The organism is Nocardioides sp., from assembly GCF_050246775.1.
Lineage (GTDB): Bacteria > Actinomycetota > Actinomycetes > Propionibacteriales > Nocardioidaceae > Nocardioides.
Window position 1 is genome coordinate 317,926 of the sequence record NZ_JBFWVK010000004.1, and the last position, 24,180, is coordinate 342,105.

Annotated in this window: 22 protein-coding genes; 14 read left to right on the forward strand and 8 right to left on the reverse strand. The window is 69.1% G+C overall.

The window, feature by feature from the left end; all coding sequences use genetic code 11:
• The first annotated feature begins 6 nt into the window (after positions 1–6).
• Together AB7I40_RS18405 and AB7I40_RS18410 are read left to right on the forward strand one after the other, a co-directional pair.
• The gene (locus AB7I40_RS18405) at positions 7–531 is read left to right on the forward strand and encodes a hypothetical protein (protein WP_428344593.1); all 525 of its coding nucleotides are present in this window, start codon (positions 7–9) and stop codon (positions 529–531) included.
• A complete protein-coding gene (locus AB7I40_RS18410; RefSeq protein WP_428344594.1) occupies positions 528–1,733 on the forward strand; it encodes a CPBP family glutamic-type intramembrane protease in 1,206 nt (401 codons plus the stop codon). The genes AB7I40_RS18405 and AB7I40_RS18410 overlap by 4 nt, the downstream gene beginning before the upstream one ends.
• Before the next feature lie 23 nt (positions 1,734–1,756).
• Here AB7I40_RS18410 and AB7I40_RS18415 read toward each other — a convergent pair whose 3' ends face one another.
• A complete protein-coding gene (locus AB7I40_RS18415) occupies positions 1,757–2,647 on the reverse strand; it encodes a LysR family transcriptional regulator (RefSeq protein ID WP_428344595.1) in 891 nt (296 codons plus the stop codon).
• A 73-nt stretch (positions 2,648–2,720) separates the two neighbouring features.
• Here AB7I40_RS18415 and AB7I40_RS18420 point away from each other — a divergent pair, with 73 nt between their 5' ends.
• From AB7I40_RS18420 to AB7I40_RS18440, 5 genes are all read left to right on the forward strand, one after another.
• Positions 2,721–3,131 (forward strand): YciI family protein, encoded by a 411-nt coding sequence (locus tag AB7I40_RS18420; RefSeq protein ID WP_428344596.1) that lies wholly within the window; start codon positions 2,721–2,723, stop codon positions 3,129–3,131.
• Positions 3,128–4,357, forward strand: a complete 1,230-nt coding sequence (locus AB7I40_RS18425) for an alpha/beta fold hydrolase (protein ID WP_428344597.1) — start codon at positions 3,128–3,130, stop codon at positions 4,355–4,357. The genes AB7I40_RS18420 and AB7I40_RS18425 overlap by 4 nt, the downstream gene beginning before the upstream one ends.
• A 61-nt stretch (positions 4,358–4,418) precedes the next feature.
• A complete protein-coding gene (locus tag AB7I40_RS18430; RefSeq protein WP_428348116.1) occupies positions 4,419–4,832 on the forward strand; it encodes a VOC family protein in 414 nt (137 codons plus the stop codon).
• Positions 4,833–4,858: 26 nt separating this feature from the next.
• Positions 4,859–5,446, forward strand: a complete 588-nt coding sequence (locus AB7I40_RS18435; RefSeq protein ID WP_428344599.1) for a DUF4865 family protein — start codon at positions 4,859–4,861, stop codon at positions 5,444–5,446.
• A 175-nt stretch (positions 5,447–5,621) separates the two neighbouring features.
• Positions 5,622–6,221, forward strand: coding sequence for a cysteine hydrolase family protein (locus AB7I40_RS18440; protein ID WP_428344600.1), 600 nt, complete (start codon positions 5,622–5,624; stop codon positions 6,219–6,221).
• 384 nt (positions 6,222–6,605) lie between these two features.
• On the opposite strand, the gene AB7I40_RS18445 is transcribed toward AB7I40_RS18440, so the two are convergent.
• From AB7I40_RS18445 to AB7I40_RS18470, 6 genes are all read right to left on the reverse strand, one after another.
• On the reverse strand, positions 6,606–6,944 hold the full coding sequence (locus AB7I40_RS18445) for a hypothetical protein (RefSeq protein WP_428344601.1): 339 nt from the start codon (positions 6,942–6,944) through the stop codon (positions 6,606–6,608).
• A 391-nt stretch (positions 6,945–7,335) separates the two neighbouring features.
• Complete coding sequence (locus AB7I40_RS18450; RefSeq protein WP_428344602.1) at positions 7,336–8,058, reverse strand: helix-turn-helix domain-containing protein; 723 nt, start codon at positions 8,056–8,058, stop codon at positions 7,336–7,338.
• 678 nt (positions 8,059–8,736) lie between these two features.
• Positions 8,737–10,176: an MFS transporter gene (locus AB7I40_RS18455; RefSeq protein ID WP_428344603.1), complete on the reverse strand. Its 1,440-nt coding sequence runs from the start codon at positions 10,174–10,176 to the stop codon at positions 8,737–8,739.
• A gap of 123 nt (positions 10,177–10,299) precedes the next feature.
• Positions 10,300–11,712 carry an MFS transporter gene (locus AB7I40_RS18460; RefSeq protein ID WP_428344604.1) on the reverse strand — a complete coding sequence of 471 codons (1,413 nt, stop codon included), beginning with the start codon at positions 11,710–11,712 and terminating at the stop codon, positions 10,300–10,302.
• A gap of 197 nt (positions 11,713–11,909) precedes the next feature.
• On the reverse strand, positions 11,910–13,331 hold the full coding sequence (locus tag AB7I40_RS18465) for an alpha/beta fold hydrolase (RefSeq protein WP_428344605.1): 1,422 nt from the start codon (positions 13,329–13,331) through the stop codon (positions 11,910–11,912).
• 45 nt (positions 13,332–13,376) lie between these two features.
• Complete coding sequence (locus AB7I40_RS18470) at positions 13,377–16,115, reverse strand: AAA family ATPase (protein ID WP_428344606.1); 2,739 nt, start codon at positions 16,113–16,115, stop codon at positions 13,377–13,379.
• A 124-nt stretch (positions 16,116–16,239) separates the two neighbouring features.
• Between AB7I40_RS18470 and AB7I40_RS18475 the strand changes: the two genes are divergently transcribed.
• The 7 genes from AB7I40_RS18475 (at position 16,240) to AB7I40_RS18505 (ending at position 23,297) form a co-directional block, all read left to right on the forward strand.
• Complete coding sequence (locus AB7I40_RS18475; protein ID WP_428344607.1) at positions 16,240–16,884, forward strand: DJ-1/PfpI family protein; 645 nt, start codon at positions 16,240–16,242, stop codon at positions 16,882–16,884.
• Between the two features lie 41 nt (positions 16,885–16,925).
• Positions 16,926–17,927 (forward strand): NAD(P)-dependent alcohol dehydrogenase, encoded by a 1,002-nt coding sequence (locus AB7I40_RS18480; RefSeq protein ID WP_428344608.1) that lies wholly within the window; start codon positions 16,926–16,928, stop codon positions 17,925–17,927.
• A 451-nt stretch (positions 17,928–18,378) separates the two neighbouring features.
• Positions 18,379–18,711, forward strand: coding sequence for an excisionase family DNA-binding protein (locus AB7I40_RS18485; protein WP_428344609.1), 333 nt, complete (start codon positions 18,379–18,381; stop codon positions 18,709–18,711).
• Positions 18,704–19,366: a hypothetical protein gene (locus AB7I40_RS18490; protein WP_428344610.1), complete on the forward strand. Its 663-nt coding sequence runs from the start codon at positions 18,704–18,706 to the stop codon at positions 19,364–19,366. Before AB7I40_RS18485 ends, AB7I40_RS18490 begins: the two co-directional genes overlap by 8 nt.
• Positions 19,367–19,406: 40 nt before the next feature.
• The gene (locus AB7I40_RS18495; protein ID WP_428344611.1) at positions 19,407–20,417 is read left to right on the forward strand and encodes a DUF4192 domain-containing protein; all 1,011 of its coding nucleotides are present in this window, start codon (positions 19,407–19,409) and stop codon (positions 20,415–20,417) included.
• Between the two features lie 214 nt (positions 20,418–20,631).
• The gene (locus AB7I40_RS18500; RefSeq protein ID WP_428344612.1) at positions 20,632–22,746 is read left to right on the forward strand and encodes a GNAT family N-acetyltransferase; all 2,115 of its coding nucleotides are present in this window, start codon (positions 20,632–20,634) and stop codon (positions 22,744–22,746) included.
• Positions 22,747–22,898: 152 nt separating this feature from the next.
• Positions 22,899–23,297 (forward strand): ASCH domain-containing protein, encoded by a 399-nt coding sequence (locus AB7I40_RS18505; RefSeq protein ID WP_428348117.1) that lies wholly within the window; start codon positions 22,899–22,901, stop codon positions 23,295–23,297.
• Positions 23,298–23,330: 33 nt separating this feature from the next.
• Here AB7I40_RS18505 and AB7I40_RS18510 read toward each other — a convergent pair whose 3' ends face one another.
• Positions 23,331–24,173, reverse strand: coding sequence for a nuclease-related domain-containing protein (locus AB7I40_RS18510; protein ID WP_428348118.1), 843 nt, complete (start codon positions 24,171–24,173; stop codon positions 23,331–23,333).
• Positions 24,174–24,180: the final 7 nt, after the last annotated feature.

The window sequence follows — 24,180 nt, forward strand, 5'->3', positions numbered from 1 at the left end:
ACCACCATGTCCACCGCCCAATGGATCCTCAACCTGGCCCTCCTCGGCTGGGTACTGACCCGCAACCTCGGCACCCACCGCGTCACGCGTTCCACGTTCCTCGTCCCGCTCGCAGTCGTGGCCGCCGCCGGCGCGTGGTTCCTCCGGGACCTGCCGACGGCCGGCCACGACCTCGGTCTCGAACTGATCGGCACCGCGACGGGACTCGTGCTCGGCACGCTGGCCGCCTTGCTGACCCGGATGCACCGCCGTCACGGCCACCTCGTCATCAGCGCTGGAACGGCGTTCGCAGCCGTCTGGATCGCCACCATCGCAGGACGCATGCTGTTCGCCCAGTGGGCCACGCACTCCGGCGCCCGCACGATCGGCGAGTTCTCGATGCGCCACCAGATCACCGGCGCCGACGCGTGGACCGCCGCTTTCGTCCTGATGGCGCTGACCATGGTGACCGTCCGGCTCGTGGTGACCGCCGTCCAGGTTTCGGCGCACCGGTCCCCGTCCGCCGCGATGGCCGAGCCAGGTGCCGCGTGACGTCGCTGGACACCTCCACCCGTCCGATCAGGGTCGCCGTCGTCGCCGACGACGAACGGGTGCGGACCAGCCTGCGGCACCTGCTGACGTCCGGTGGCGGCACCGTGGTGGTGGAGTCGTACGCCGCAGGCCCGCGCCCGGCGACCACCTCCTCCGTGGTCGGCCGCGACACCGACGTGGTCGTCCTGGACCTTGGACCGGCCACGTCCGAGAGCCACCTCGAGCAGCTCCGCGGACTGCCCGCCGGTCTGCGGACCGTCGCGCTCGGCAATGACCAGCGCACCGCCGACATCGCGAGGGCCGCCGGTGCGTGGTACCTCGACAAGGCCGAGGTCGCCGACCAGTTGTTCGATGCGGTCCTGGTCGCCGCCGACCGGGGTGCCATGCGTGCGACGGGACACCGACCCCACGCAGGCACGAGCGCCATCGTCCTGGTGACCCTGGCGTTGTTCGCCGGACCGTGGGCCTGGTGGTTCAGCCGGATCGCCGAGGACCACGGCGTGATCGGCTGGCACCTCCCCCAAGGCCTCGCGCTCTGGACCATGCTGCCGCTGCTGGTGGCCGCCCTGGCCGTCACCGGGGGACGTCGCGCCGTGACCGACCTGGGTCGGCGGATCACTCGCGTCCGGGTCCCCGGCTGGACGTGGGCCACGGCACTGCTGGCACCCGTGCTCGTGGCCGTCCTCGCCGGCGCCGTGACGACCGCCCTGGGGCGCGACGTCCCGGTCGGCGAGGTGCTGGGCCTGCCCGGCGCGCTGCTCTACCTCGCCTACGGCACCGGGCTGTTCCTGCTCACCGAGGAGGCTGGCTGGCGCGGGGCCCTCCAGCCACGGCTGCAGCACCGGATGAAGCCCTGGCAGGCGGCCCTGGTCCTCGGCGTGATCTGGGCCGGGTGGCACCTGCCGTTGCTGGCCACCCCCGACGCCGGCGACCAAGGACTGCCGGTAACGCCGTTCCTGCTCCTGGTGGTCGCCACCAGCGTGCTGATCTCCGGCCTGGTCAATGCCGCAAACGGAAGCGTCGTGGTCGCCGCGCTGTTCCACGCATCCTTCGACGCCAGCTACTCCTACCTCGGTGTGGTCGGGTCCGAACACTCCATGATCTGGGTCGCCGCCGCGACCACCGCGCTGGCCGCGATCGCCCTCGCGGTCCGCACCCGTGGGCGTCTCTTCCTCACGTCCGCTGAGCGTGATGTCGAATGACCACCGCGAGCGCGTGTGCGGCCTCAGTGCAAGAGTTCGTCGTTCTCTCGTGCGAACTCCAGGAAGGACCGTGCGGCCGCAGAGCGCGGGCCCTTCTGGGGCCACACCAGGATCGAGGTGCGGTGGATCGTTGGCCGCAAGGACACGATGCGGACCGCTGGACCGGCGCTCGCCAGCGATGATCGCGGCAGCACGGTGATGCCCAGACCGGCGGCCACGAAGGCCCTCGCGGCGCTCATCTCGCCCGTCTCGAGGGCGATACGCGGTCGGAATCCCGCGTCTGCACACGCGTTCAGGATCTGGTCGCGGACCGCTGATCCCGGCCGGTGCAGGACGAACGGCTCCTCGGCGAGTTCGTCGAGGCGGACTTCCGTGCGCTGCGCGAGTGCGTGTGACTCGGCGACCGCGAGGTCGTAGGGCTCGGTGATGAACGGCTGGCTGGCCAGGCCTGTCATCGGGACGTGCTCGCGCTGCACCACCATGGCTGCGTCCAGCGTGCCGGCCCGGACGGCGTCCAGCATCGCGTCGGAAACCAGTTCGTTCACCGCCACGTCGACCGCCGGATACTCGTGACGAAAGGCGGCGAGCAGGTCCGGGAGCCGCACCTCCATGGACTGCCAGGCACCGAGACGGACCCGCCCGGTGACCTGCCCGGCAAAGCTGCGAACGTCGTCGACTGTGACCTCCAGCTCCCGCAGCGTGCGTTGGGCGCCGCGGAGCAGGACCTCGCCCGGAGGCGTCAGGACGGCCCCCCGGGTGTTGCGCTCGAACAACATCACGCCGAGTTCTCGTTCGAGCTGCCGGATCGCCTGGCTCAACGCCGGCTGCGCGATGAGGAGGTCCTCCGCGGCGCGTGTGAAGTTCAAGCGGTGCGCGACCGCAGCGAAGTACCGCAACTGCCTGCTGTCAACCATAAGTACAGTGTATGACTGTCAGCCTCAACAAGTCTTGGACTCGATGACTGCTGCGGGCCCAGACTTGGCGGACATGACATCCATCCAGCACGACCTCAACGACGGTCTGGTCTTCGTTCTCGTCGTCACCTACACCGCTCCCCTGTCCGCCATCGACGCCATGATGCCGGCGCACCGGCGGTTCCTCGACGAGCACTTCGCAGCCGGCGAGTTCCTCGCCTCCGGCCCCAGGGCCCCGCGCACCGGCGGCGTGATCATCGCGCGCGCGGCGGACCGTGACGCCATCTGGGCACTGATCGCGGCGGACCCGTTCACCCGCGACGGCCTGGCGACGTACGACGTCCACGCCTTCCTGCCGACCCGCGGCCCGTTCGCCCTGCCGCTCCGCGACAGCACCGCGCCCGTCCGGGCTCAACCCCACCTCCCGACCGCAGACACACCCCAGTCAGGACACCTGGCTCTCCAGAAGGAAACAACCATATGAACCACATCGAGCTCCACGATCGGGACCAGGACGTTCGAACGGAACGTGCCGCGGTCCCCGAGACCCGCGGAGCGGCGCATTTCGCCCGGCTGATGGCGCGCCGACCCGATGAAGCACTGAGTGGTGTCCGAGCGGCATCGCCCCAGATGTACGACTGGCTGGTGAACGGGCCGTTCGCAGGTCCGCTGTCGGGCTCGGAGCTGACGATGGGACAGCGTGAGCTCGCCACCGTCGCTGTTCTGGTCGCTCTCGGCGACAGCGAACGGCAGCTCGCCGCCCACGCCGCCGCGGCGTTGAGTCACGGCATCACTGCCACCGAGTTGCGGGGCATCCCCCTGCATGTCTCGGTCTACGCCGGGCTCCCGCGAGCTCTCAACGCGCTCACCGTGATCGACCGGGTCCTCAGCCAGACAGGTAGCACGGACCCGTCCTTCCTGCATCGTGTGCTCCTCGGCGACCACGGCACCACCGTGGCCCACGCCGGCATCACCGGGCCTCCAGTCGTACTGGTGCACGCCCTGGGCCTGGACTGGCGGATGTGGGAGCCGGTCATCGACCGGCTGGCGGTCGGACGCAGAGTCTTCGCGTACGACGTGCGCGGACACGGCTCGGCCACCGAGGCGCCGCTGCCGTCGTCCATGAAGGACCTCGCCACCGATCTGTTCGACGTCATGGACGCCCTCGACCTCGATCGCGCGCACGTCGTCGGCCTCTCCTATGGTGGCGGCATCGTGCAGACCGCGGCGACGCTCGCGCCCGAACGCGTCGCCTCCATGACGCTCATGGCCACGACCAATGTGGCCTTCGAGACCTTCGAGGGCCGGGCTCGATCGATCGAGCAGGACGGCATGACCGCTCAGGTGGCGCCCTCGCTCGCACGGTGGTTCACCTCCGATGCACTGGCCGTCAACGCCTGGGGAGTGCGTTACGCCCGAGGTTGCGTGCTGCGCGGCGACCCCGAGCACTCAGCCGCGGCCTGGCGGGCGTTCCAGACCCTCGACGTCGAGGGGAGGTTCACCGGATTCGGCGCCCCCACCCTCGTGCTGGCCGGCGAGCGGGACGTGTCCACCACGCCGGAGGTCATGTCCCGAATCGCGAGCGACATCCCCGGCGCCCGCTACGCGGAGATGCCTGGAACCCCGCACATGCCGACCCTCGAGCAACCATCCCTGGTCGTGAAGGCTCTCGACGAGTTCCTGCCGCGAGACCCTGCCACAACGCAGTAGGTCACCGCCGCTCGCACGATCTCTGTTCGGGGTCGGTCGCCAGACTCCGCCCACTTCAGTCATGCCCATCAAATCCCAGGAGGTATCCGTGCCACATCTCGACGCGATCACGATCCACAGCCGACGACCGAGCGAGCTCGCGCGGTTCTGGTCGGAACTGCTGGACCTCCCGATCGACCCGTCCGACGCACGCGCGATCGAGCAGGGGACGCTCGGCGAGAGCGAGGCGGTGCTGCTCGGCCGTCGCGACGTACTGCACGTGTGGGTGAGCCCCGCCGAGGAGCTCGCTCCTTCCGGCGGCCGTGTCCACCTCGACGTGGTCCTGGATGGCCCGGCGGATCTGGATCGGCTCGCTCGGCTCGGGGCAGAGGCACGGTGGCACGACCCCGGGGGGCGCTGGCGGGTGTACGCAGACCCGGAGGGCAATGTGTTCTGTGCCGTCACCGGCTGGGGGAAGAAGTCGCCGCACTCATGACCAAACCACTATGAACAGGACCGCTCATGCAGCTCATGCAGTACGAGATCACCTTGCCCGCGGACTACGACATGGGCATCATCCGGCGACGTGTCGGGACCCGCGGGTCACGGACCGACCACTTCACCGACCTCGGAGCCAAGGCCTACCTCATACGCGAGCGCGGTCAGCACGGTTCGCCGGTCAACCAGTACGCGCCCTTCTACATGTGGGCGGGCGACACCGGCATGAACCACTTCCTCTTCGGGGCCGGCTTCGACGGCATCCGCACCGACTTCGGGCGTCCGGCAGTCCGGACGTGGCAGACGGTGGCCCACATCGATGGACCCGCACCCGGTGAGCCACCCGTCGCGGCCACACGCGAGGTCGACCCTGTCGACCCGGCCAACGCGCTTCCCGACCTCATCGACCGGATCGTCCACGAGACGGTGGACGCTGCGCAAGAAACGGACGTCAACGGCATCGTCGCTGGCATCGACCCGTCCACGTGGCAACTGGTGCGGTTCACCCTGTGGAACACGCAGCCTCCCGCGACCGCGCCCGGGGACCGCTACACGGTCCTGCACCTTTCCCAACCCCACCGGCGGAGCCTCCCCTCCGGGAGGGCGTGGTGAGCGCCGAGCTGTGGGCCAGCCCCATCCACCGATCGTCAAGGTCCGGATGATGGCAGATGATGCCCCGGTCCACGTCGAGGTGCCGGTCCCGCGACCGGTCGGACGTGAGCGCGGGCAGTTCAGCAGCGCTACCGTCATAGTCGTCATGGATCACGAGCGCAGGTGAAGGACAGATATGGACGAATCGGACGCCAGACTCTCAGGTCTCGGCCCGCTCGTTGCGTTGGTGGTCGTTGACGTTCAGATGGGCTTCGAGGACCCGCGATGGGGGCCACGCAACAACCCTCAGGCAGACAGCAACATCGCGGCCCTCATCGAAGGCTTCGCACGAGCAGGGCTCCCGATTGTGTATGTCCGTCACGACTCCGACGATCACGACAGCCCCTTACACCCCAGCCAGCCAGGGAATGCACTGAAGTCGTACCTCAGGGCCGAGCCGGCGCTCGTGGTGAGCAAGAACGTCAATTCCAGCTTCCACGGGACCCCTGACCTGCACGCGTGGCTACAGGCCCACGAAATCGCGGGGATCGTGATCGCGGGCATCACCACGAATCACTGCTGTGAGACCACGGCGCGCATCGGGGGCAACCTCGGCTACCAGGTGTGGTTCGCCCTTGACGCCACTCACACCTTCGACAGGGGCGGCCCCGATGGCACGGTCATGACCGCCGACGAACTTGTTCACGCCACCGCGGTGAACCTCCACACCGAGTTCGCGACCGTGACTTCGACCGATCTGCTCCTCGCCGCTGTCGGGAGCGACCTGAGGCACTAACGCTGACGTGTTGGTGCGACGTGCAACAACCGCCCACAGTCTCAGGTCTCGCCTCGGGCGCGAGCGGCGGCGAGGAAGGGTAGGTCCACTCCTGGGCGAGGTTCTGGGTGTCGCAGAAGACGACAGGATCGGTCGGGAACCGGACGTGGCATTCGGCGATCGCATCAGCCACGACGCTGGGCCGGACGCTGTCAGTCTGCCCGTGGTCAGCGAGGAGACGAGGTCCGCCAGGGACTTGCGCTCCGGTGCGCGGCCAGGTTTCCTTCGCCTTGAGGATGATGCCGACCCCGAGCGGGATCCGGAGGAGGGGCGGCAGCGTCGACTCGATTTCGGCGTTGCGGGCGATCACGAAGTCCTCCGGCACGTCCTCACGAGAGCGGCGGCTCAGCCGTGGAGGATCCCGTAGGCGATCTGACCTTCACTCCTGATCGCGGAAGGCAGGAGAGCCCAGGCTGGGTGTGAGTAGTCGAGGAGCTTGTCTGCCAGACGCAGTCGTTGCCGGTCCTTGGGGGTCATCTGCTCGACGAACTCGAACGGGTCCCCGACGAGTGCGCAGAGCAGCGCGAGGTCTCGGTAGTGACGGTCCGGGCCGGGCAGCGCTGTCGCTGCCGCCTTGCCGACGATCGCAGCCAGCAGCGTGGGCCTGGGGATCCTGCCACTGCGCCCTTCGTGCACGACGGTGATCTTCTCGGTCCGGCTGAGCGCCTGAGTGCCGCCGGGCACCTCGACGGTTCGCCCGGCGGGGTGGTGGTGAGGTCGGCCCGCTCCCCCAGCCCTTCGGGCGCAAGTACGTCGATGACGACGGGCCGGGGTTCGGCGGTCCGGGTGTAGCGGTGCGCAAGTCCATTGGCGCTGATCGACTGCAACGCGAATCCCAGTCGTTCCAGGCCGGACACGACCTGAGTCAAAGCACTCGGGACAGCGCGAATATCCGCGATCACGTCGCCGTCCTGACTGACCTGCGGCGGGATCTGTCCGTGCTCGATCGCATGTAGCAGCACCATCTGCCCGCCGATGAGAGCCCAAGGCACATGCAACTGGTCACCCAGGTCGAGGAGGGTGTGCCACAACTGGTCGACCGGTGGCGGCAAGACCGGCAGTTCGATCACCAGGGTCATCCGCGGGACCGTTCGCGTTGCCAACCGGCCAGCAGTTCACCCAGACGCGCGACACCCGCAGCGACGGCACGAGGCTCTGCTGCCTCAAGCAGGTCTGCCGCCAGCACGGCGTCGCCAACCCCGCCTTGTCCCGAGGGGCCCGCGTCGGCGAACGGCCAGACCTCGTTCGGAAGACGGACCCTGAGATTCGACTCCGCTCCCTCGCGCAGCGCGAGGGAGCGGGACAGATCAGGCCACACGTCCTCGGCGATGTAGAACTCTGCGATCGGCTCCGAAAGCACGATGAGGTCGAACCCGCGGCCGACCGCTGCGCTCGGTTCGCCTGAGAGGACGCCGTCGACGCGGCGCAGGCGATCAATGGCTGCCGGATGGGCTACGACGTCGAGCACAAGACTGCGTCCTCGCAGAGCCGCCCTCCAGTCGTCCGGGCCCGGAGCGATCAGGTCGGCGAGATAGCGGCGCACCTGCGAGCGCGCGGAATCCGACAGCCACGCCGCGCGTCCGCCATCGAGGAGGTCGAGGGCCGCCCAGGCCCGCTTGGGCGCCAGCGGTCGGCCCGGGCGGCGACCATTGCGTTGGAGACGCGCTACGTCCTCGGCCCGGATGAGCCAGAAGTTGCCCAGACGGCGGCCGCGCAGGACGCCCGCACGGAGCAGTTGCCGGACCCGGGAGTCGTTGACACCGAGACGGCGCGCTGCCTCCCTGACGTCGATCTCCATCCGGCCCCTCCTCCTTTCGACAACCATACCGGAAACGGTAGATTTCACGAAAGGCTCTGGCGGACCCGACTGAGAGGTCCTTGTGCCGGGCTAGCAGCGATGCGCGCGATCGGGACGCCGTGCCGTGGGACTGGGCCGCGGCACTGCTGCGCCGGCGCAAGGTCGCCCAGACGCACCATGAACCGACGCGGTCTTCGTCACCCGCGACGCCACTCTGGCACTAACCCACCAACATCCGAGGCCGGCTGCGCCACATCCGCCTGCTCGATGACTATGGCTCTCCGTGCTGCAGGACGTGACTCCGCACTGCTTCCGCCGAACGGTGGCGACCGAGATCGACGCGGTGTACAACGCCGAGGCTGCCAAGAATCAGCTGGGCCGCACCTCCACGACGTGACCGAGCGCTACTACATCAACCGCAAGCCGGTGGTGCCGGACTACGGGGCGGCCACCGAGCGCCTGGCGCCATCCCAGCGGCCTGGGGCGGTCCGGTCGATCGACGCTCTCGGCCGCGGTCCGCGTGCTGCCTGCCCGCGCGCAGCACCGGGCTACCCGGACTGCGGGGAGCCATCTCGAGCTGACCTACGACATCTGAGCCACGCTCGGCGCAGGCCAGGAAACGTCCCCAGACAACCGCGTTTGTCTGGGGACGTTCTCTTGTCCTTCGGCCATGAGCACTCAGTGCAGGTGCATGTGGGCAGCGTCGGCCTTCCCGGTAGGCATCCACACGGCGGCCACTGCGGCGAAGACCACAGCGATCGCGGTGATGGCCAGCGAGCCGCGGGAGTAGGCCTCGACCACTCCGGAGGCGGCGGTGAGGTTGCCCGCCGTACCGGCGACCGCGGACAGGACGGCCACGCCCAGTGCTGCTCCGACCTCATGCCCGGTCATCAGGAACCCCGACGCCATGCCGGCGTGCTCGGCCGGGATGCCGTTCATCGCGGTGCCCGCCACGGCGGCGAATACGAGGCCCGCACCCAGCCCGACGAGGCACAGCCCGGGCAGGATTCCGCCGACGTAGGAGGACATCGAGTCGGCACGGGACAGCAGCAGGCCTCCGCCGGAGACGATGCCCAGCCCGATGGCGGCGATGGTCCGCACCGGGAGGTGCGCACTGGCGTGGGCGGCGAGGTGGGTGCCGACGACGAGGGTCACCGCGAGCGGGAGAAACGCGAGTCCCGACTCCAGGGCGGAGTAGCCGAGGGCCGTCTGCCCGAAGATCGACGTCAGGAACACCACCGCCATGAGCAGGCCGGTGATGCCGAGCATCACGGTCGTACTCGACACCAGGGTCGAGATCCTCCAGGTGTGCGGGTGCACCAGCGGCTGCGCGGCGCGGCCCTCGATGAACACGAACGCGAGCATCAGGATCCCAGCGACGCCCAGGCCTGCAGCGGTCTGGCCCGAGGCCCAACCCTGGGACTCCACGCGGGCCAGGGTGAACGTCAAGGTGGCCAGCGAGCCGACGCCCACCAGGGCTCCGGGGACGTCGAACTCGGCCAGGCCGGCAGGACTCTTCGGGTCCTTCGCGACGAGGTGGAAGGTGGCGGCGATGGCGAGCGCGCCGATCGGCACGTTGATCCAGAAGATCGCCTCCCAGCTGGCCCACGTGGTGAGGACGCCGCCCAGGGCGACTCCGACCGCGATGCCCAGGCCACCGATGGCTCCCCAGAGCGCAAGGCCCCGCGCCTTCTGCGTGCCCGTGTAGGTGGTGCTGATGATCGACAGGGCCGCCGGTGTCATGAGGGCTGCCGCACCTCCCTGGGCCGCGCGGCCGGCGACGAGCTCGGCCGCGCCGCTGGCGAAACCAGTGAACAACGAGGCCGTGGTGAACAACGTCAGGCCGGTGAGGAACACCGTACGACGCGAGATCAGATCCGCGATCCTCCCCCCGAGCAGCAGGCAGCCGCCGGAGAGGAGGAGATACGCGGTGACGACCCACTGCAGGTCGCTGCTGGCAAGCCCCAACTCGTGGCCGATGGTCGGCATCGCCGTGTTGACGACGGAGATGTCGATGACGACGAGGACCTGCGCGACGAGCGCGACGATCATCGGTCCCCAGGGTCGTGTGTCGGTGTGGGCGTCCGCCTCGACGGCGGGGCCGTGGTGTCCGTGCATGAGTGCCTCCGGTGGTGAGTGGTGAGTGCTGAGCGGTGCGGATGGGGTGGTGCTGGTCCGGTGAGGTCGAGACTGCAAGAGATGCGACCTGGTCGCCCCGGTCACATGTCCGGGGTTGAGGGGTCAGGAGCGACGCCGCGCGAGCGTCGCTCCCAGTGCAGCGGTGAGCAGCGCGACGACTGCGGCCGCGGTGAATGCTGCGGAGAAGCCCGCGGCGTCGAGGGCTCCCCCACCCGGACGACCCCAGGAGATGCCGATGACGATGAAGGCGGCCGTCCCGAGCGCGCCACCCACCTGCATCGAGGCGCCGGCGAGCCCGGACGCCAGACCGGTGTGACTGGCGGGCACCGCCGAGGCGAGGACCATCGTCGTGGGGGTGAAGCTGAGGGCGACGCCCGTCGCGACCAGGAGCAGGGCCGGGAGGACAGCGACGGCGTACGCGGATCCGGTTGGCGCGTTCGCCAGCCAGAGGTGCCCTGCGGCGAGGACGACGAGCCCCAGGACCATGCTGTGCACCGGCCCGATCGCGCGCAACACTCGTGGCAGCACGGCCAACGAGACGGCGAAACCCGTCAGGGACGTAGGGACCATGGCGAAGCCCGCCTGCTCCGGAGACATAGCCAGGACCTGCTGGAAGTACAGCGCCACCAGGACGAAGGTCGACCCCCGGGTCGCTCCCCCGAGCAACGCAACAGCCGTGCCCCTGCGCAGCAGCCGGGACCCGAAGAGCTCGAGCGGGAGCAGCGGGTCCACGGCCCGTCGCTCGATGACGACGAAGGCCGCCATCAGGACCATCGAGACGGCGAACAGTCCGAGGACCCGCGGGGAGGTCCAGGCGTGGTCGACGGCGTCGACAGCACCGTGCACGAGGGTGATCACCGCCCCCGTCACAGCGACGGCGCCCGCCCAGTCGACGGTACGTCGGACACCCGGCGCATCCTCCACCAGCACTCGCCGGGCCAGGGCGATGGCAGCCAGGGACACCGGAACGGTCACCAGGAACACGGCCCGCCAACCCGCGGTGCCGGCGAGCACTCCCCCGCTCACGACGCCGGTGGCTCCACCCAGTGTCGAGGCGGCACCCCACGCTCCCATCGCCCGCGCGCGTTGCGCGGCGGGGAACGTGACCAGCAGCAGGGACATGGCCGCCGGACTCAGGCCGGCGGCACCGATCCCTTGGACGACGCGGCCCAGGATCAACAGCTCCTTGGTCACCGCCACTGTCGCGAGGAGGGTTCCGACTGTGAAGAGGGACGCCCCGACGACGAAGACGCGGCGGCGACCGAACAGGTCTGCGGCCCGGCCCGACAGCAGCAGCAGCCCCGCAAAGGCCAGGACGTAGGCATTCACGACCCAGGTCACGGCCGCCGGACCGAAGCCGAGCTCGGTCTGGATCGAGGGCAGCGCGACGTTCACGATCGAGGTGTCCAGCATGACGAGGAACTGCGCGGACACCAGCAGGCCGAGCGCGATCCGATCGCGCCGTGCCTTGGCGGCCACCGACTGAGCTGAGCGAGCTGTGGCTGTCGTGTTCATGGATCCCACTCCTCACGCGGCCAGTCGGGGCAGGTGCGCGTCGACGTGCGCCGCCTGCGTCGTGTCCGAGATCGTCGAGATCCTGTTCATCGTCCTCACCGCCTGGATTGCCGTTGTTGGCTGATGTCTTCACGCTGCTGCTGCACCGCCTCGGTCGAACCGGCCGAATGGCCGGGTTCCACCCGGTCGTCGCGATTTCAGGGCGTCGTGAGGGGCGCCCCGGAGCGGACCGCACGGACGACGGACGCGATGGCCTGCACCGAGGCGGCCGCGCCCAGCGGATCCTCGAGCATGCCGGCGTGGCTGGCCGAAGCCTCGCCGTGGACGGCGTTGCGGGACAGCTCTGCCATGGCCGACTGGGCCGCGGTCCAGCCGTCGGTGTCACGGGCGTTCTCGGCACTGGTCAGCACGACGAGGGGCCGGTCTCCGAGAGTGGTGAGCGCCTGGGCCTGGCGGAAAACCACGGGGAGCATCGAGAGCTCGTCACGGGCGTTGCGGCCTGCGCGGGGAGTTGCCGACATGGCGTCGACCTGGGCCGCATCCTCGGTGGGAAGGCGCGAACCGGCCAGCGCTGCCCCAAGCCCGAGCCGTGCCAGCGTGGGCATGACGCCGTACGCGCGCCGCATCATCGCGAACTGGATGGGGTAGCCCGGGATCGCGTCGAACTGGTGGGGGCTGGTGCTGTCGATCAGCACCATGCCCGCCACCTCGTGGGCGTACAGGTCGGCGTACGTCATGGCGTAGGGGCCGCCAATTGAATGGCCCGCGAGCACGAACGGGCCGGTCTCTCCCGCTGCCGCCAGCAGTGCGTGGAGGTCCGCGGCGGCCGCGATGCCGTCCTGCGGGTGCTCGACGTCGTCGCTCCATCCCTGACCCGCTCGGTCGTACGCGCAGACACGGGTGGTGGGGGCGACGCCGTCGGCGATGCGCGCCCACGACGCGGAGAACTCACCGAGGCCGCTGACGAGCACGACGGTCGGGTGGCCCTGGCCGCGGCAGTCGATCTGGAGGTCGTGGTCGCCCACGGAGTGGATCTCGCCCGGCGCCGGATAGGTGCTGGCGAAGGAGTCGGTGGTGAGGTTCCTGATGCCGGCTCCCACCGAGGCAGCGGCGAGCAACACCAGCACGGTCGTCACCGCCCAGCGGCCTGCCCCCTTCAGGGTGCGTCGCATCCGGACGTACGTCGAGACGCTCACGGCCAGCGCGAGGGGCGGCCACACCCACGTGAGCGTCGCCATCGTGTGCTCCGACGGTGCGCTGGCCACCAGCGCAGCACCGGTGGACGCCATCGCCACGGCGGGGACGGCGGCCCAGCGCTGGGGCTGACCCCGTCGTCCGGCGAGGACGTGCAGCATCGCCCAGCCGAGGGCGAAACCCAGGAGCGCTGCTCCGGTAGTCACGCCTTCGGTGGCGCCCGGGAGAACCACCAGGATCAGCAGGGCGGTAGCGGTAGCGCCGGCGGTCAGAGAGCCGAGGACGACCCCGGTGGGGGTTCTCCCCCGGACGCTGTGGCCGGTCGGTCGGACGTGGTGGTGGACGTCGATGCTCATGGACTTCTCGCTCTCGCAGTGGTGGGCGTCGCACTGCGCTCGAGCGTCGTCGTTCGGAGGGATGGTCACCCCGGTCAGATGGCCTGGATGTCGTCGGTCGGGGCAGCGAGCGGATCAGCCGAGGTCGAGCCGGGCCAGCTCGCCCCGGGAGGTGACCCCGGCCTTGGCGAAGACGTTGCGCAGGTGGAAGGCCACCGTGCGCGGGGAGATCCAGCACTGCGCGGCCACCTCCTTGTTGGACATGCCCGAGCTCACGAGCTGGGCGATCTTGAGCTCGGTCGGCGTGAGCTGCAGCAAGGTCGAGGGGTCACGCTTGCGTGCGGTCTCGCCCGAGGCCCGCAGCTCCGACTCCGCGCGCAGCGCCAGCGACTCGGCCCGCACGTCTTGGAAGGTCTCGAGGGCTCGGCGCAGGTGCAGCCGGGCGTCCACGCGCCGTTGGCTGCGGCGGAGCCACTCGCCGTAGGCCAGCTCGACGCGCGCCACGTCGTGGGGACGTCCGCCGACGGCACCGTCCGACAGCGCCCGCTGGAACAGCATCTCGGGATCGGCATCGGTCGTCAGCGCCCTGCCGAACGCTACGGCGCAGAGCGCCCACGGCCGCCGCGTGGCCTCGGCGAACGACGCGAGGTCCTCGGTCCAGGCCTGTGCTGTCACGACCTCGCCGGCACGGACGGCGGCCTCGATCCGCTCAATGGCAGACAGGCGCTGGAGGACGGGGAGGCGCAGGTGACCGAGCTGGTGGAAGGCGCCGGACGTGTCTCCGGTGCTCGCCGACCGGATGCCCGTGGCCCACCTCCTCAGGTCGTGCACCGGGTCGGTCATGATCCCGAGCGGATGGGTCGCCACGAGGTCCTCCAGCCGCATCCGGAGCTCGTCGTAGTCGTCGTGCCCCTGCACGGCCGCCAGCAGCAGCAGCCAGGCCACCGGAAGCGCGGTCACGGCTGGTTGCCCGATGCTCAGCCCCAGCGCCATGGCTTCTTCGGCACTGACGCGCAGGCTGACGTGGTCGCCCGTCGTCCAGTGACCGAAGCACAGCCGCTGTAGGCAGTACGTCACCGCGGTCGCGGCGCCCGCCTCGCGCGCCCTCGCCAGGGCATAGGAGTAGAAGCGCTGCTGAGGGCCGTCGGCACCGAGTTGGAGGGCGGCGTTGCCGAGGTTCCACAGAACATCGCGGTCGTCGACGTCCTCACCGATCTCGAGGGCGACGTCGAGCGCATCCGCTGCGGCTCCCCATTCCGCGTCCGCGACCAGGGTCATCGCCACCAGCATCTGGCGCAGGCACCGTGTCCGCGCAGACGAGTCCGCGGTCGTGGCCGTCAGGAGCTCATCGGTGTGTAGCGGCGTGCCACTGTCGGCGCCGAAGGTGCGCATCACGGCCGCGGCGACACCGATGTCGAGGGCGCGGACCGGGTCGGCCGGGAGGACCGCGTGCGCTGCGTCCACGAACGTGCGGTGCGCCTCCGGGGCCGAGCCGATGTTCACCTCGATGTGCCCGCGCAACCGTGCCACGTCACACAGCAGGAGGGGGTCTTCCGTGCCTTCCCGGGAGGCCCGCAGCAGCTCCTGTGCGCGCGCCGCCTGCCCGCAGGCCCACGCGCTGCGCGCCGCCGCGAAGCTCAGGTGGGCGCGTCGTACGGCGTCGGTGGACAGCTCCGCCGCCCGCTCGTAGGCGGCCAGAGCCGCGACGTGGCCACCGCGTCGTTGGGAGCGGTCACCCACGACCTCGAGAGCGTCGACCAGGTCGGGGTTCGGTCCCTCGGCGGCGCAGGCGCGGTGCCAGACCTCGCGGTCCTGGTGCCCTGATCCGGCCAACGCCGCGGCCAACGCCCGGTGAGCTGCCCGGCGGTCCGCCCCGGCCGCGGCCTGGTAGATCGCCGAGCGGACCAGGGGGTGCCGCACGGTGACCGAGCCGCCCGCATCCACCAGCAGTCCGGAGTCGATCGCGCGCTCCAGCGCGCCATCGCCCAGTCCCCAGTGCATGCCCGCACGACGCAGCACGTCGGGCTGGCCGGTGTCGTCGGCGGCCGCGAGCAGCAGCAGGCGCTGCACCGAAGCCGGCAGTCGGCGGCTGCGGTCCAGCAGGGCCTGCTCGACCCGGGCGGTGAGGTGGAGCGTCGCAGGGAGGGCGGCCGAGCCCTCGAGCTGGGCTGCCGTGAGCTCTCCGGGCAGCTCGAGGAGGGCCAGCGGGTTGCCGCCCGTCTCCGCGATGAGCCGTTGGGCAACGACGTCTGGCGGGTCAGCGCCCAGCCTGGCGGTCAAGAGGGCGCGGGATTCCTCGGCGTCGAGACCAGTGAGGACCAGCTCGGCCAGTCCGGGCGCCTCGAAGACCGCCGCCGCATCGTCGCGCGCCGCGAACACCATTGCCACCCGGTCCGCCCCGAGCCGCCGCGCACAGAACAACAGCGCTTCCGCGCTGGCCGGGTCCAACCAGTGTGCGTCGTCGACGACGCACAGCACGAGGCTCTCCTCAGCCGCAGCCGTCAGCAGCGACAACGCGGCCACCCCCACCAGGAAGGGCTCGACCGAGGGGCCGTCTTCCTCACCGAGCGCCACCCGGAGGGCACGCGCCTGGGGCGGCGGAAGCTGCTCGCGCAACCGGGCCAGTGGCCTCAGCAGGCGGTGCAGTGCCGCGAAGGCGAGCGGCGCCTCGACCTCGAGGCCCTGGGTGCGCAGCACGGTGGCTTCGTCACCGTCGGCGACCATCGCGTCGAGCAACGCTGACTTGCCGACGCCCGGCTCGCCTCGTACGACGACGGTTCCGGCCGTCCCGTGGCGGGCACCGTCGACCAGCGCCGCCAGGACCGCCCGCTCGGGGCCCCGGCCGACCAGCACGTGCCGAACAACCACGCTCACGAGCCCGAGTATTCCGTGCAACCCGGCATTTTGACCGGGGCGACCCCACCGGTCCAGCCCGCAGGATCGGTCACGTCGGGCGTGATCGCGCCCCACCTGACGATCGACCACGAGGAGGCCCCCCATGCACCCCCCATCCCCCACTGACCCCGCCCACGGCAGGCCCACGCGGGTGCCGCGGCGTCGGCAGATCGGGATCCTCGTCTTCGACGGAGTGGAGGAGCTGGACGCCGTAGGCCCGTGGGAGGTCCTCTCCCACTGGACCCAGACCCGTCCCGTGGACGGCTGGGACGCCTTCTGCCTGTCGGCGGACGGGCAGCCCGTCGTCGGTGCGAAGTCCCTCGTGCTGGGAGCGCACCACTCGTTCGACGACGCTCCGCCACTCGACGTACTCATCCACCCGGGCGGGCCCGGCACCAGGCCCATGCTCCTGGACCCCGACCACCTCGGATGGGTCCGCAGCCTCCGGGACTCGGTGCCGCTGATGACCTCGGTCTGCACCGGGAGCCTGGTCTACGCGGCCGCCGGCCTGCTGACGGGCCGTCGGGCCACCACCCACTGGGCGTCCCTGAACCTGCTCTCCGAGCTCGACCCCACGATCATCACCGACGTCGCAGCACGCTTCGTCGACGACGGTGACGTCATCACCAGCGCCGGCGTCAGCGCCGGCATCGACATGGCCCTGCACCTCGTGGCGCGGCTCACCGACGTCGAGCGCGCCCGCGAGGCCCGTCGCTACATCCAGTACGACCCCATGCCCCCGATCTGATCCCACACCCCGTCACACTCCCCACAAGAAGGACACTCCCCATGAATCACGAAGCCACCGCCACGTCGACCGACACGATGCGGGGCATCACCCAGACCCGCTACGGCAACTCCGAGGTGCTGCGACTCGCGCGGGTGCCTCGCCCCGGCGTCCAGGATGACAAGGTGCTGATCCGCGTGCACGCCGCCGGGCTGGACCGTGGCACCGAGCACCTGATGACCGGCAAGCCGTACGCCGTACGCCTCGCCTCCGGCATCCGCCGACCGAAGAACCCCGTGCCCGGCCGCGACCTCGCGGGGACCGTCGTGGAGGTCGGTGCGAAGGTGACACGCTTCTCCCCCGGCGACGAGGTCTACGGAGTCGCGCCCGGGTCCTTCGCGGAGTTCGCGGTGACCGGCGAGAACCGGTTGGCGCACAAACCGGCGAACGTGTCCTTCGCGGAGGCCTCCGTCATCCCGATCTCGGCGGGCACCGCCCTTCAGGCTCTCACCGACGCAGGCAAGGTCCAGCCCGGCCAGTCCGTGCTGATCACCGGTGCCTCGGGCGGCGTCGGCAGCTACGCGGTGCAGCTGGCCGCCAGCTTGGGCGCTGAGGTGACCGGCGTGTGCAGCAGCGCCAAGCTCGACCACGTCGCCGCTCTCGGCGCCCACCACGTCATCGACTACAGCCGCGATGACTGGGCCGACGGCACACGCCGCTACGACCTGATCCTCGACATTGCCGGCAACCCGCCCGTCAGCCGGCTTCGTCGTGCCCTGACGCCGCGGGGGACGGCGGTCTTCGTCGGCGGTGAGAGCAGCGGCGTCATCACGGGGATGCGTCGACAGGTCGGCGGAGCGCTTCTCTCCCCCTTCATCGGCCAACGCCTCGTCCTGCTGCTGGCCCGTGAACGCTCCACCGACTACGAGCGGCTCGCCCGGCTCGTCGAGTCCGGCCAGCTGACTCCCGCCTTGGACCGCTGCTACCCGCTCGAGCGTGCGGCCTACGCGGTGCGGCGCCTTGAGGACGGGGCCATCCGCGGGAAGGTCGCCATCACGATGTGACGGCACCTGCGTGTGCTGGGGTCGAGCGCCCGGACCGGCCGATGCGCACTCGGGTGTGGGTCGCCTTCGCAGCCAGGGTCGGGTATCGCGTGTCGTGGATGACCTACGTGTGGCTCGCTGAGCTGCGTTTCGCAGGTCAGCGGCGCTTCTCCAGCAGTGCGACGCATTCGACATGATGCGTCATCGGGAAGACACAGGTGACGTTACGCGGGACTGCGCACCTTTGCGCTCGACTGCGGCGGATGGCTGAAAGTAGCCGCTGACCTGCAACGATGCCGGTTTCGGCCCCTGCTGGCGACAGCGAGCCATTGAGGGGCTTTGCGAATCAAAGCGCGCCCAAACCGCGCCCAACCATGGCACCGGCGCAGTCGCTCGCAAACGTCCACAGGTCAACGCAGTGATGGTCACTTATCCTGTTGCAAGTGACCATCGGCGAGGTAGAGTGGTGTCTATGAGTGAGTCGCTGACGATCAACCCGGCGCATCTGTCCGACGACGACTGGGCGACGCTTCGCGCGTTCCTGGAGTCGGCCAAGGCGCGCGGCGAGGTCGTCGATGTCTCCGCACGGGTGGAGCTGCTGTCCCCCGCTGAGGTAGCCAAGCGGCTGGGCATGTCGCGGACGACCGTGCTGCGCCGGATCGCCGACGGCGACCTGAAGGCAACGAAGGTCGGCACCCATCACCGCATTCCTCTGGCCGAGTTCGAGCGTTACAGCCACGAGCTGATGCGGCGGATGGCCGAAGCCAGCGCCGCCGACATCGAGGCCGAGCTGTTCGGTGAGTGAGTCCGCTGTCCTGTTCCTGGACGCGAACACCCTCGCCTCCCCCGTCACTCGAACGCTGGTCATCGCCGGTGCCCGGGTCGACGAACTACGCGCTGTTTGGTCACCCCATGTCGAAGCCGAGGCCGACCGGCATACCCGGGGCACCTCGACGCGAGTCTCAACGCTGCGTACCGACATCTTGGCCATGGAACTGTCGCCGTCAGCGAAGAGCACCAAGGGTCTGGTGACGACCTCGGTAGAGGATCGTCAGGTCGCGGCCGACGCGATCCGCGCCGGAGCTCGCTATCTGATCACCACCGATGTGGACGACTTCGCCTTCGAGGACCTGGCCGGGCACGAGATGAGCGCAGTCAACCCGGACTACTTCATGGCGATCCGGTTCAGCGAGTTCGCGTACCGCGGCGGCGTGGGTCTGCTTGCGGACGTCGCGAAGAACCCGCCACGCACCCCAGCAGACGTGCATCGCATGCTGGGCCGGCGCCACCCCCACCTGACAACACGATTCGCCGACCTCTACGACTCCACTCCCCTGCCCGCAGACTCCGACCAGCCCGCCGTGCTGTTCCGCGGCGTCGCATGCGTGCGATGCGAGTCGCACTTGGATGACGAGGACGGTCGCCGACTCGGGCTATGCACTCAGCACCGAGGGGCGTAACCCCCGTGGTGTAGCGGCTCGGGGCGCACACCTGAGAGGTATGACACTCTCCATCCACTCCCCCGACGAGCTCGTGGCGGTCATCCCGCACATGCTCCGCTTCAGGCCCCAAGAATCCCTCGTCTTCGTGCCGATGCGCTCGGACCTCCCCGTCGCCCGCGTCGACATCCCGACCACTCCCAGAGAGCAAGAGCTGGTCTGGCGGTCCATTCGCGAGGGCCTCACCCGTTACGCCCAGCCCGGCGCGGCCGTTGGCATCGTGTGCTTCACCGCCGACCGCCAGCAAGCCGATCTGGTCGGCCGCGAGTTCGCCGAGCGCCTCGACACCATCGGGATCGACACCCACCTGCTGTTGTGGGCTGACAAGACCCGGTGGGCCGACCTTGTCACCGGCGACATGGGCCTCCAGACCGACGCCGCTCGGGAGCGTGTCGCCGCCATGACCGTCCTGGGCGGGCGCACCCAGCCGGCCGCCAGTCGCACTTCCCTCGCGGAGTCGCTGGTCGGCGACCGGGAGCCGGTGGCGAGGCTGCTGCCCGAGGCTCGGGCATCGGGGCGCGAGAACACGGCGAAGCTTGAGGGCCGCTGGGCGAACAGTCGCGTCCAGCGCTTCCACCGCGACCGGGTCAAACTCTCCGACGCCGATGCGGCGAGACTCCTCGTCGCCGTCGAATCCATCCCGATCCGAGACCGACTCTGGCTCGACATGGCCCGAGGCAACGCAGCGTCGCACGTCGCGCTCTGGACCGACATGACCCGAAGAGCTCCCGACGAGGTACGCGCTGCCCCGGCATCGCTTCTCGCCTTCGGGAGCTGGCTCAGCGGCCACGGCGCGATGGCGTGGTGCGCCCTCGATCAAGTGCCCCGCGACAGGCCGTACGCCTTGGCCAACCTCGTCGCCGCCGCTGTTCAGGGCGGGATGCACCCGCGCGAGTGGGAGGCAGCCAATTCTCTGCCCGCCGAGCGGCGAGGCATCGACCGGGCTTCCGACTTCGCCCCCTTCCGGCAGAGCGGACAGGTCGGCCCCGTCCGGCCCGCACACGGAATCTGAGTGAACCCGATGAACAACATCTACCGCCGCCGACAGTCCTTCAGGATGCTGGAGCAACGTCTCAAGCGAGTTGTGAGCAGAATCCCCGAATGCGAACATGACGTGTCTCGTGTGGACTTCATTCGATCCGAAATTGCCAGGATCGTCGAGCTTGCGAGCGACGAGGACAGCGGAGTTCCCTCCGGCTGACGGCCTGCTCGGTCACACTTGAGGTGTGAGTGCAACCGATCTCTCTGCCACCAGCGATTCTGGAGCGCTGCGTGTAGTCGGGATCGAGGACGTTCCTGCATCGCGGGTCGAGGACGTGATTGCCCTCGGCGACAAGCATCGGAACACCTTGGGTCACCTGCCCTTCGCGGGATACAAGGACTCCGCGCGACGCGCGCACATCGTCGTTGCGCTAGACATCGCGTCTGATCCCAAGGCTCCGCCGCTGGCTGGCTACTGCCTCTACGACCCCACCGCGCGAGCGGATCGGTACGCGCGGATCGTCCATCTCTGCGTTGCCGATGAGCACCAAGGTAAGGGGGTCGCTCACGCCCTGATCGCGCTCGTGCGGGAGAGATGTGCCGATCGCCTTGGGCTGCGACTCAGGTGCAGGGACGACTGGGAGGCCAGCAAGGTTTGGCCGTCCCTGGGGTTCGAGCCCGTGCGACAGCTTGTCGGACGGAGCAAGAAGGGCAGTCTGCTCACCGAATGGTGGAGCCCCAACGAGACGACGCATCTCTTCTCACTTCCAGCCGATGACCCCGACCAGGTCCTGGTTTCGGTGGATAGCAATGTCTTCTGCGACCTCTACGGAACGTCCACAGCCCGACGGCAACGATTCTCCGCGAGCGTCGCCGTGTTGGCGGGTAGCCAGCAGATCCGTCTGGCACGGCCGTTCTCTCTCACTACCGAGCTCAACAACACGCCAGACGATCGGGAGCGTGGCCTCCTGCTACAGGCGGCTGCCGTGAACACCATGACGGTCCTGAACGGTGACAGGTCGAAGGTCAAGGCCATCCGGGACGCCCTAATCGCAGCGATTCCCGAGGCTGCACTTACCAAGGACGAGAGCCTCCCGGACGATGCTCAACTCCTTGCGGAGTCGATCGCTGGTGGGGCGGAAGTGTTTGTCACTCGCGACGGAAATGCAGTCACCTATCTCGGGCCTCCTGCCTTCGAGGATCACAATGTCGTCGTCATCGACCCCGTCGAGCTCCCCGGCCACATCGAGCAGCGAGCCGACGCTGCCAACTACCTCCCGGTTCAACTGCAACAGACCGACTACCAGGTGACCAAGGGCGACGCAGCCGCGTGGCATGCGCACCGACTGGTTCACCTTCTCGACAACGACGGAGGCGAGCGCAAGACGGATTTCGGGAAGCTCATCAAAGAGATTGCGGCGGAGGTATCCATGGCCGACGGGACCGCGCGACAGGCGATGCTGACCCCCACCGGAGAGATCTTGGCCATCTGGGCGACCCGCAAGACTGGCCGCACCCTGGAGGTGCCCCTCCTGCGCGTCAACAAGAGTGATCTCCTACCGACCATCACGCGTCAGATCGTCCTCTCACTACGACGTCTCGCTGCCAGCGATAACCTGGACACGATCCTGATGCGGGACGACCATGCGTCCAAGGACGTCGCCGATGTGCTTCGCCGAGACGGATTCAAGAGTGCTGGTGCGAGCGGCCAGCTCCGGGCAACCGCCCTTAGGGTCGTCGCCGCTTGGTCGGATGTGCAGAACACGGCAAAGACCGCGGGGGCTACCGACCCTTCAACCAGTTGGGCCGACACGACGCCGTTGCGCGCTGAGGCTGCCGAGTACGAGCGGGTTTGGTGGCCCGCGAAGGTCACGGACGCCGACCTGCCCACCTTCATCGTGCCCATCCGTGGAGTGTTTGCTGACGACCTGCTGGGCCATATGCCGACCCTGGTTTCTCGGGATGCTGGCCTCGGCCTGTCGCGCGAGCACGTCTACTACCGGAGCGGTCGCAACCGCCTGGATGGTCCTGGGCGCATCCTCTGGTACTCCAGCACGAGGGACCAGGAACTGGTCGCATGTTCCCGCCTCGTGGAGAGCATCGTCGGCTCACCCGAGGCACTCCACAGAGCGTTTGCTCACCTCGGCGTTTGGAGCCTCACACAGGTACGCGCCAGCGCCGACAAGCGGGGCCGAGTGAACGCTCTTCGCTTCGCCGACACCGAACTCTTCGTACGTCCGATCGCGCTCGGGCGGGTGCGAGAGCTCACGGGGCACACTGCTAAGTTGACGATTCAGTCGCCCGTCCAGATTGACGGCCAGCAGTTCGCACGTCTCTATGAGGAGGGCTTCCGTTCGTGAGACTTCCCCACATCGCCGATGTCGCAGTCAAGGCGATCGAATCGAGCGTGCGGCCCTCGAAGCGGAGCGCCAGGGACCGAGAACCCGCCACCCCTCAGCTCGCGTTCCCAGAGGAAGTAGATGTCAGCGACGAACGCGTCCTACTCATCTCCGTGAAGCCACGATACGCCGAGGCGATTCTGGACGGGACCAAGACAGTCGAACTCCGGCGCACCCGGCCCTCACTACCTGACGGCTCCCTGGTCCTGCTCTACTCCTCAACACCCACCCGTGCTGTCGTCGGATGGGCCCAGCTCATGCGGGTACAGGAGGGCAGCCCCGAGGACATTTGGCAAGCCATCGGGGACGCCGCTGCGATCGACCAAACGACTTTCGATGCCTATTTCCACGGCGCCGAGGCCGCGTACGCCCTGGAGCTGGACGAGGTCGTTGAAGCCACACAGCCCGTTCCGCTCAGCGTGATCCGGTCCATCGGCGTTCAACCGCCACAGAGCTGGCGCTACCTGCCACGCGACGTCAGCCACCAAATACAGGCCACAGCGTTGGGCTGAAGCGCGTTCTCCTCGCCGTTCTCCGCTGGCCGTTCAGGCGGGTCTGAAGTGGGACGCCAACGCCTCCCGCGTCACGGGTACGTCGACTGGTCCTTCAGCCTCAACAAGCAGCTTCGCGAGCCGTTTCGGCCAAAGCGCATGGACGCCCCTGGTCGTGAAGGCACTGCCGATGAGCGGCCAGTCAGCTTCGACGAAGCAGAGTGCACCCGTGACAGGGATGTCGCCGACGACCTCACGGACGAGGTCGATCTGCTTCAGCACGCCGTCGACCAACTTGGTGCAGTCGCGGCGGCCGACGAGAACTTTCTCGACGCGGGGCCGGAGAATGCCGCCCTCGATCTTCAACTCGGGGCGACCCTTGTATCGCTTGGCGTCGATCACCCAGACACCTGAGGCCGTGATGGCGATGTGGTCGATGTTGGCCTTCGAGCCGGGGATGCGTCGGTCGTGCAGGACCGCGATCGACACCGAGGCGAGGGAGTCGAGCCGTGCACCCAGGCGCTCCTCCCCGACCGCGCCGGTGCCCCACGCCTTCGTGCTCTGCTTCTCGTCGGACAGCGCGACGGCGATGCCTCCGAGCTTGCCCCACTTCCGACGGAGACGCTCCTCGTCCTTGGCCTTGCGCCGCTCATACTCTCGCCGCGCCGACGAACCCGCGACACCACTGTCACCGCTTACGTCCCCGACTGGCGAAGGCTGAGTTTCCGACTCGACGAGGACTTCCGCAGCCTCAGCCGGGCACTCGACGCATCGGACGGTCTTGGTGATCCGCTCGTAGACCGCTTCCTCCCGTGCCGGTAGGGCTACGCCGCAGAGTCGGCACACGCCGGCGTAGCGGAGCTTCATCCGCTTGTCGTCTGCCAGGTCGTCACCCAATAGCCGA

What these genes read in the sequence shown, in the direction of transcription:
- AB7I40_RS18405 (WP_428344593.1), top strand. Translation starts at nt 7, where the DNA reads ATGTCCACCGCCCAATGGATCCTCAACCTGGCCCTCCTCGGCTGGGTA.
- AB7I40_RS18415 (WP_428344595.1), bottom strand. Translation starts at nt 2,647, where the DNA reads ATGGTTGACAGCAGGCAGTTGCGGTACTTCGCTGCGGTCGCGCACCGC.
- AB7I40_RS18420 (WP_428344596.1), top strand. Translation starts at nt 2,721, where the DNA reads ATGACATCCATCCAGCACGACCTCAACGACGGTCTGGTCTTCGTTCTC.
- AB7I40_RS18425 (WP_428344597.1), top strand. Translation starts at nt 3,128, where the DNA reads ATGAACCACATCGAGCTCCACGATCGGGACCAGGACGTTCGAACGGAA.
- AB7I40_RS18430 (WP_428348116.1), top strand. Translation starts at nt 4,419, where the DNA reads ATGCCCATCAAATCCCAGGAGGTATCCGTGCCACATCTCGACGCGATC.
- AB7I40_RS18435 (WP_428344599.1), top strand. Translation starts at nt 4,859, where the DNA reads ATGCAGCTCATGCAGTACGAGATCACCTTGCCCGCGGACTACGACATG.
- AB7I40_RS18440 (WP_428344600.1), top strand. Translation starts at nt 5,622, where the DNA reads ATGGACGAATCGGACGCCAGACTCTCAGGTCTCGGCCCGCTCGTTGCG.
- AB7I40_RS18450 (WP_428344602.1), bottom strand. Translation starts at nt 8,058, where the DNA reads ATGGAGATCGACGTCAGGGAGGCAGCGCGCCGTCTCGGTGTCAACGAC.
- AB7I40_RS18455 (WP_428344603.1), bottom strand. Translation starts at nt 10,176, where the DNA reads ATGCACGGACACCACGGCCCCGCCGTCGAGGCGGACGCCCACACCGAC.
- AB7I40_RS18460 (WP_428344604.1), bottom strand. Translation starts at nt 11,712, where the DNA reads ATGAACACGACAGCCACAGCTCGCTCAGCTCAGTCGGTGGCCGCCAAG.
- AB7I40_RS18475 (WP_428344607.1), top strand. Translation starts at nt 16,240, where the DNA reads ATGCACCCCCCATCCCCCACTGACCCCGCCCACGGCAGGCCCACGCGG.
- AB7I40_RS18480 (WP_428344608.1), top strand. Translation starts at nt 16,926, where the DNA reads ATGAATCACGAAGCCACCGCCACGTCGACCGACACGATGCGGGGCATC.
- AB7I40_RS18485 (WP_428344609.1), top strand. Translation starts at nt 18,379, where the DNA reads ATGAGTGAGTCGCTGACGATCAACCCGGCGCATCTGTCCGACGACGAC.
- AB7I40_RS18495 (WP_428344611.1), top strand. Translation starts at nt 19,407, where the DNA reads ATGACACTCTCCATCCACTCCCCCGACGAGCTCGTGGCGGTCATCCCG.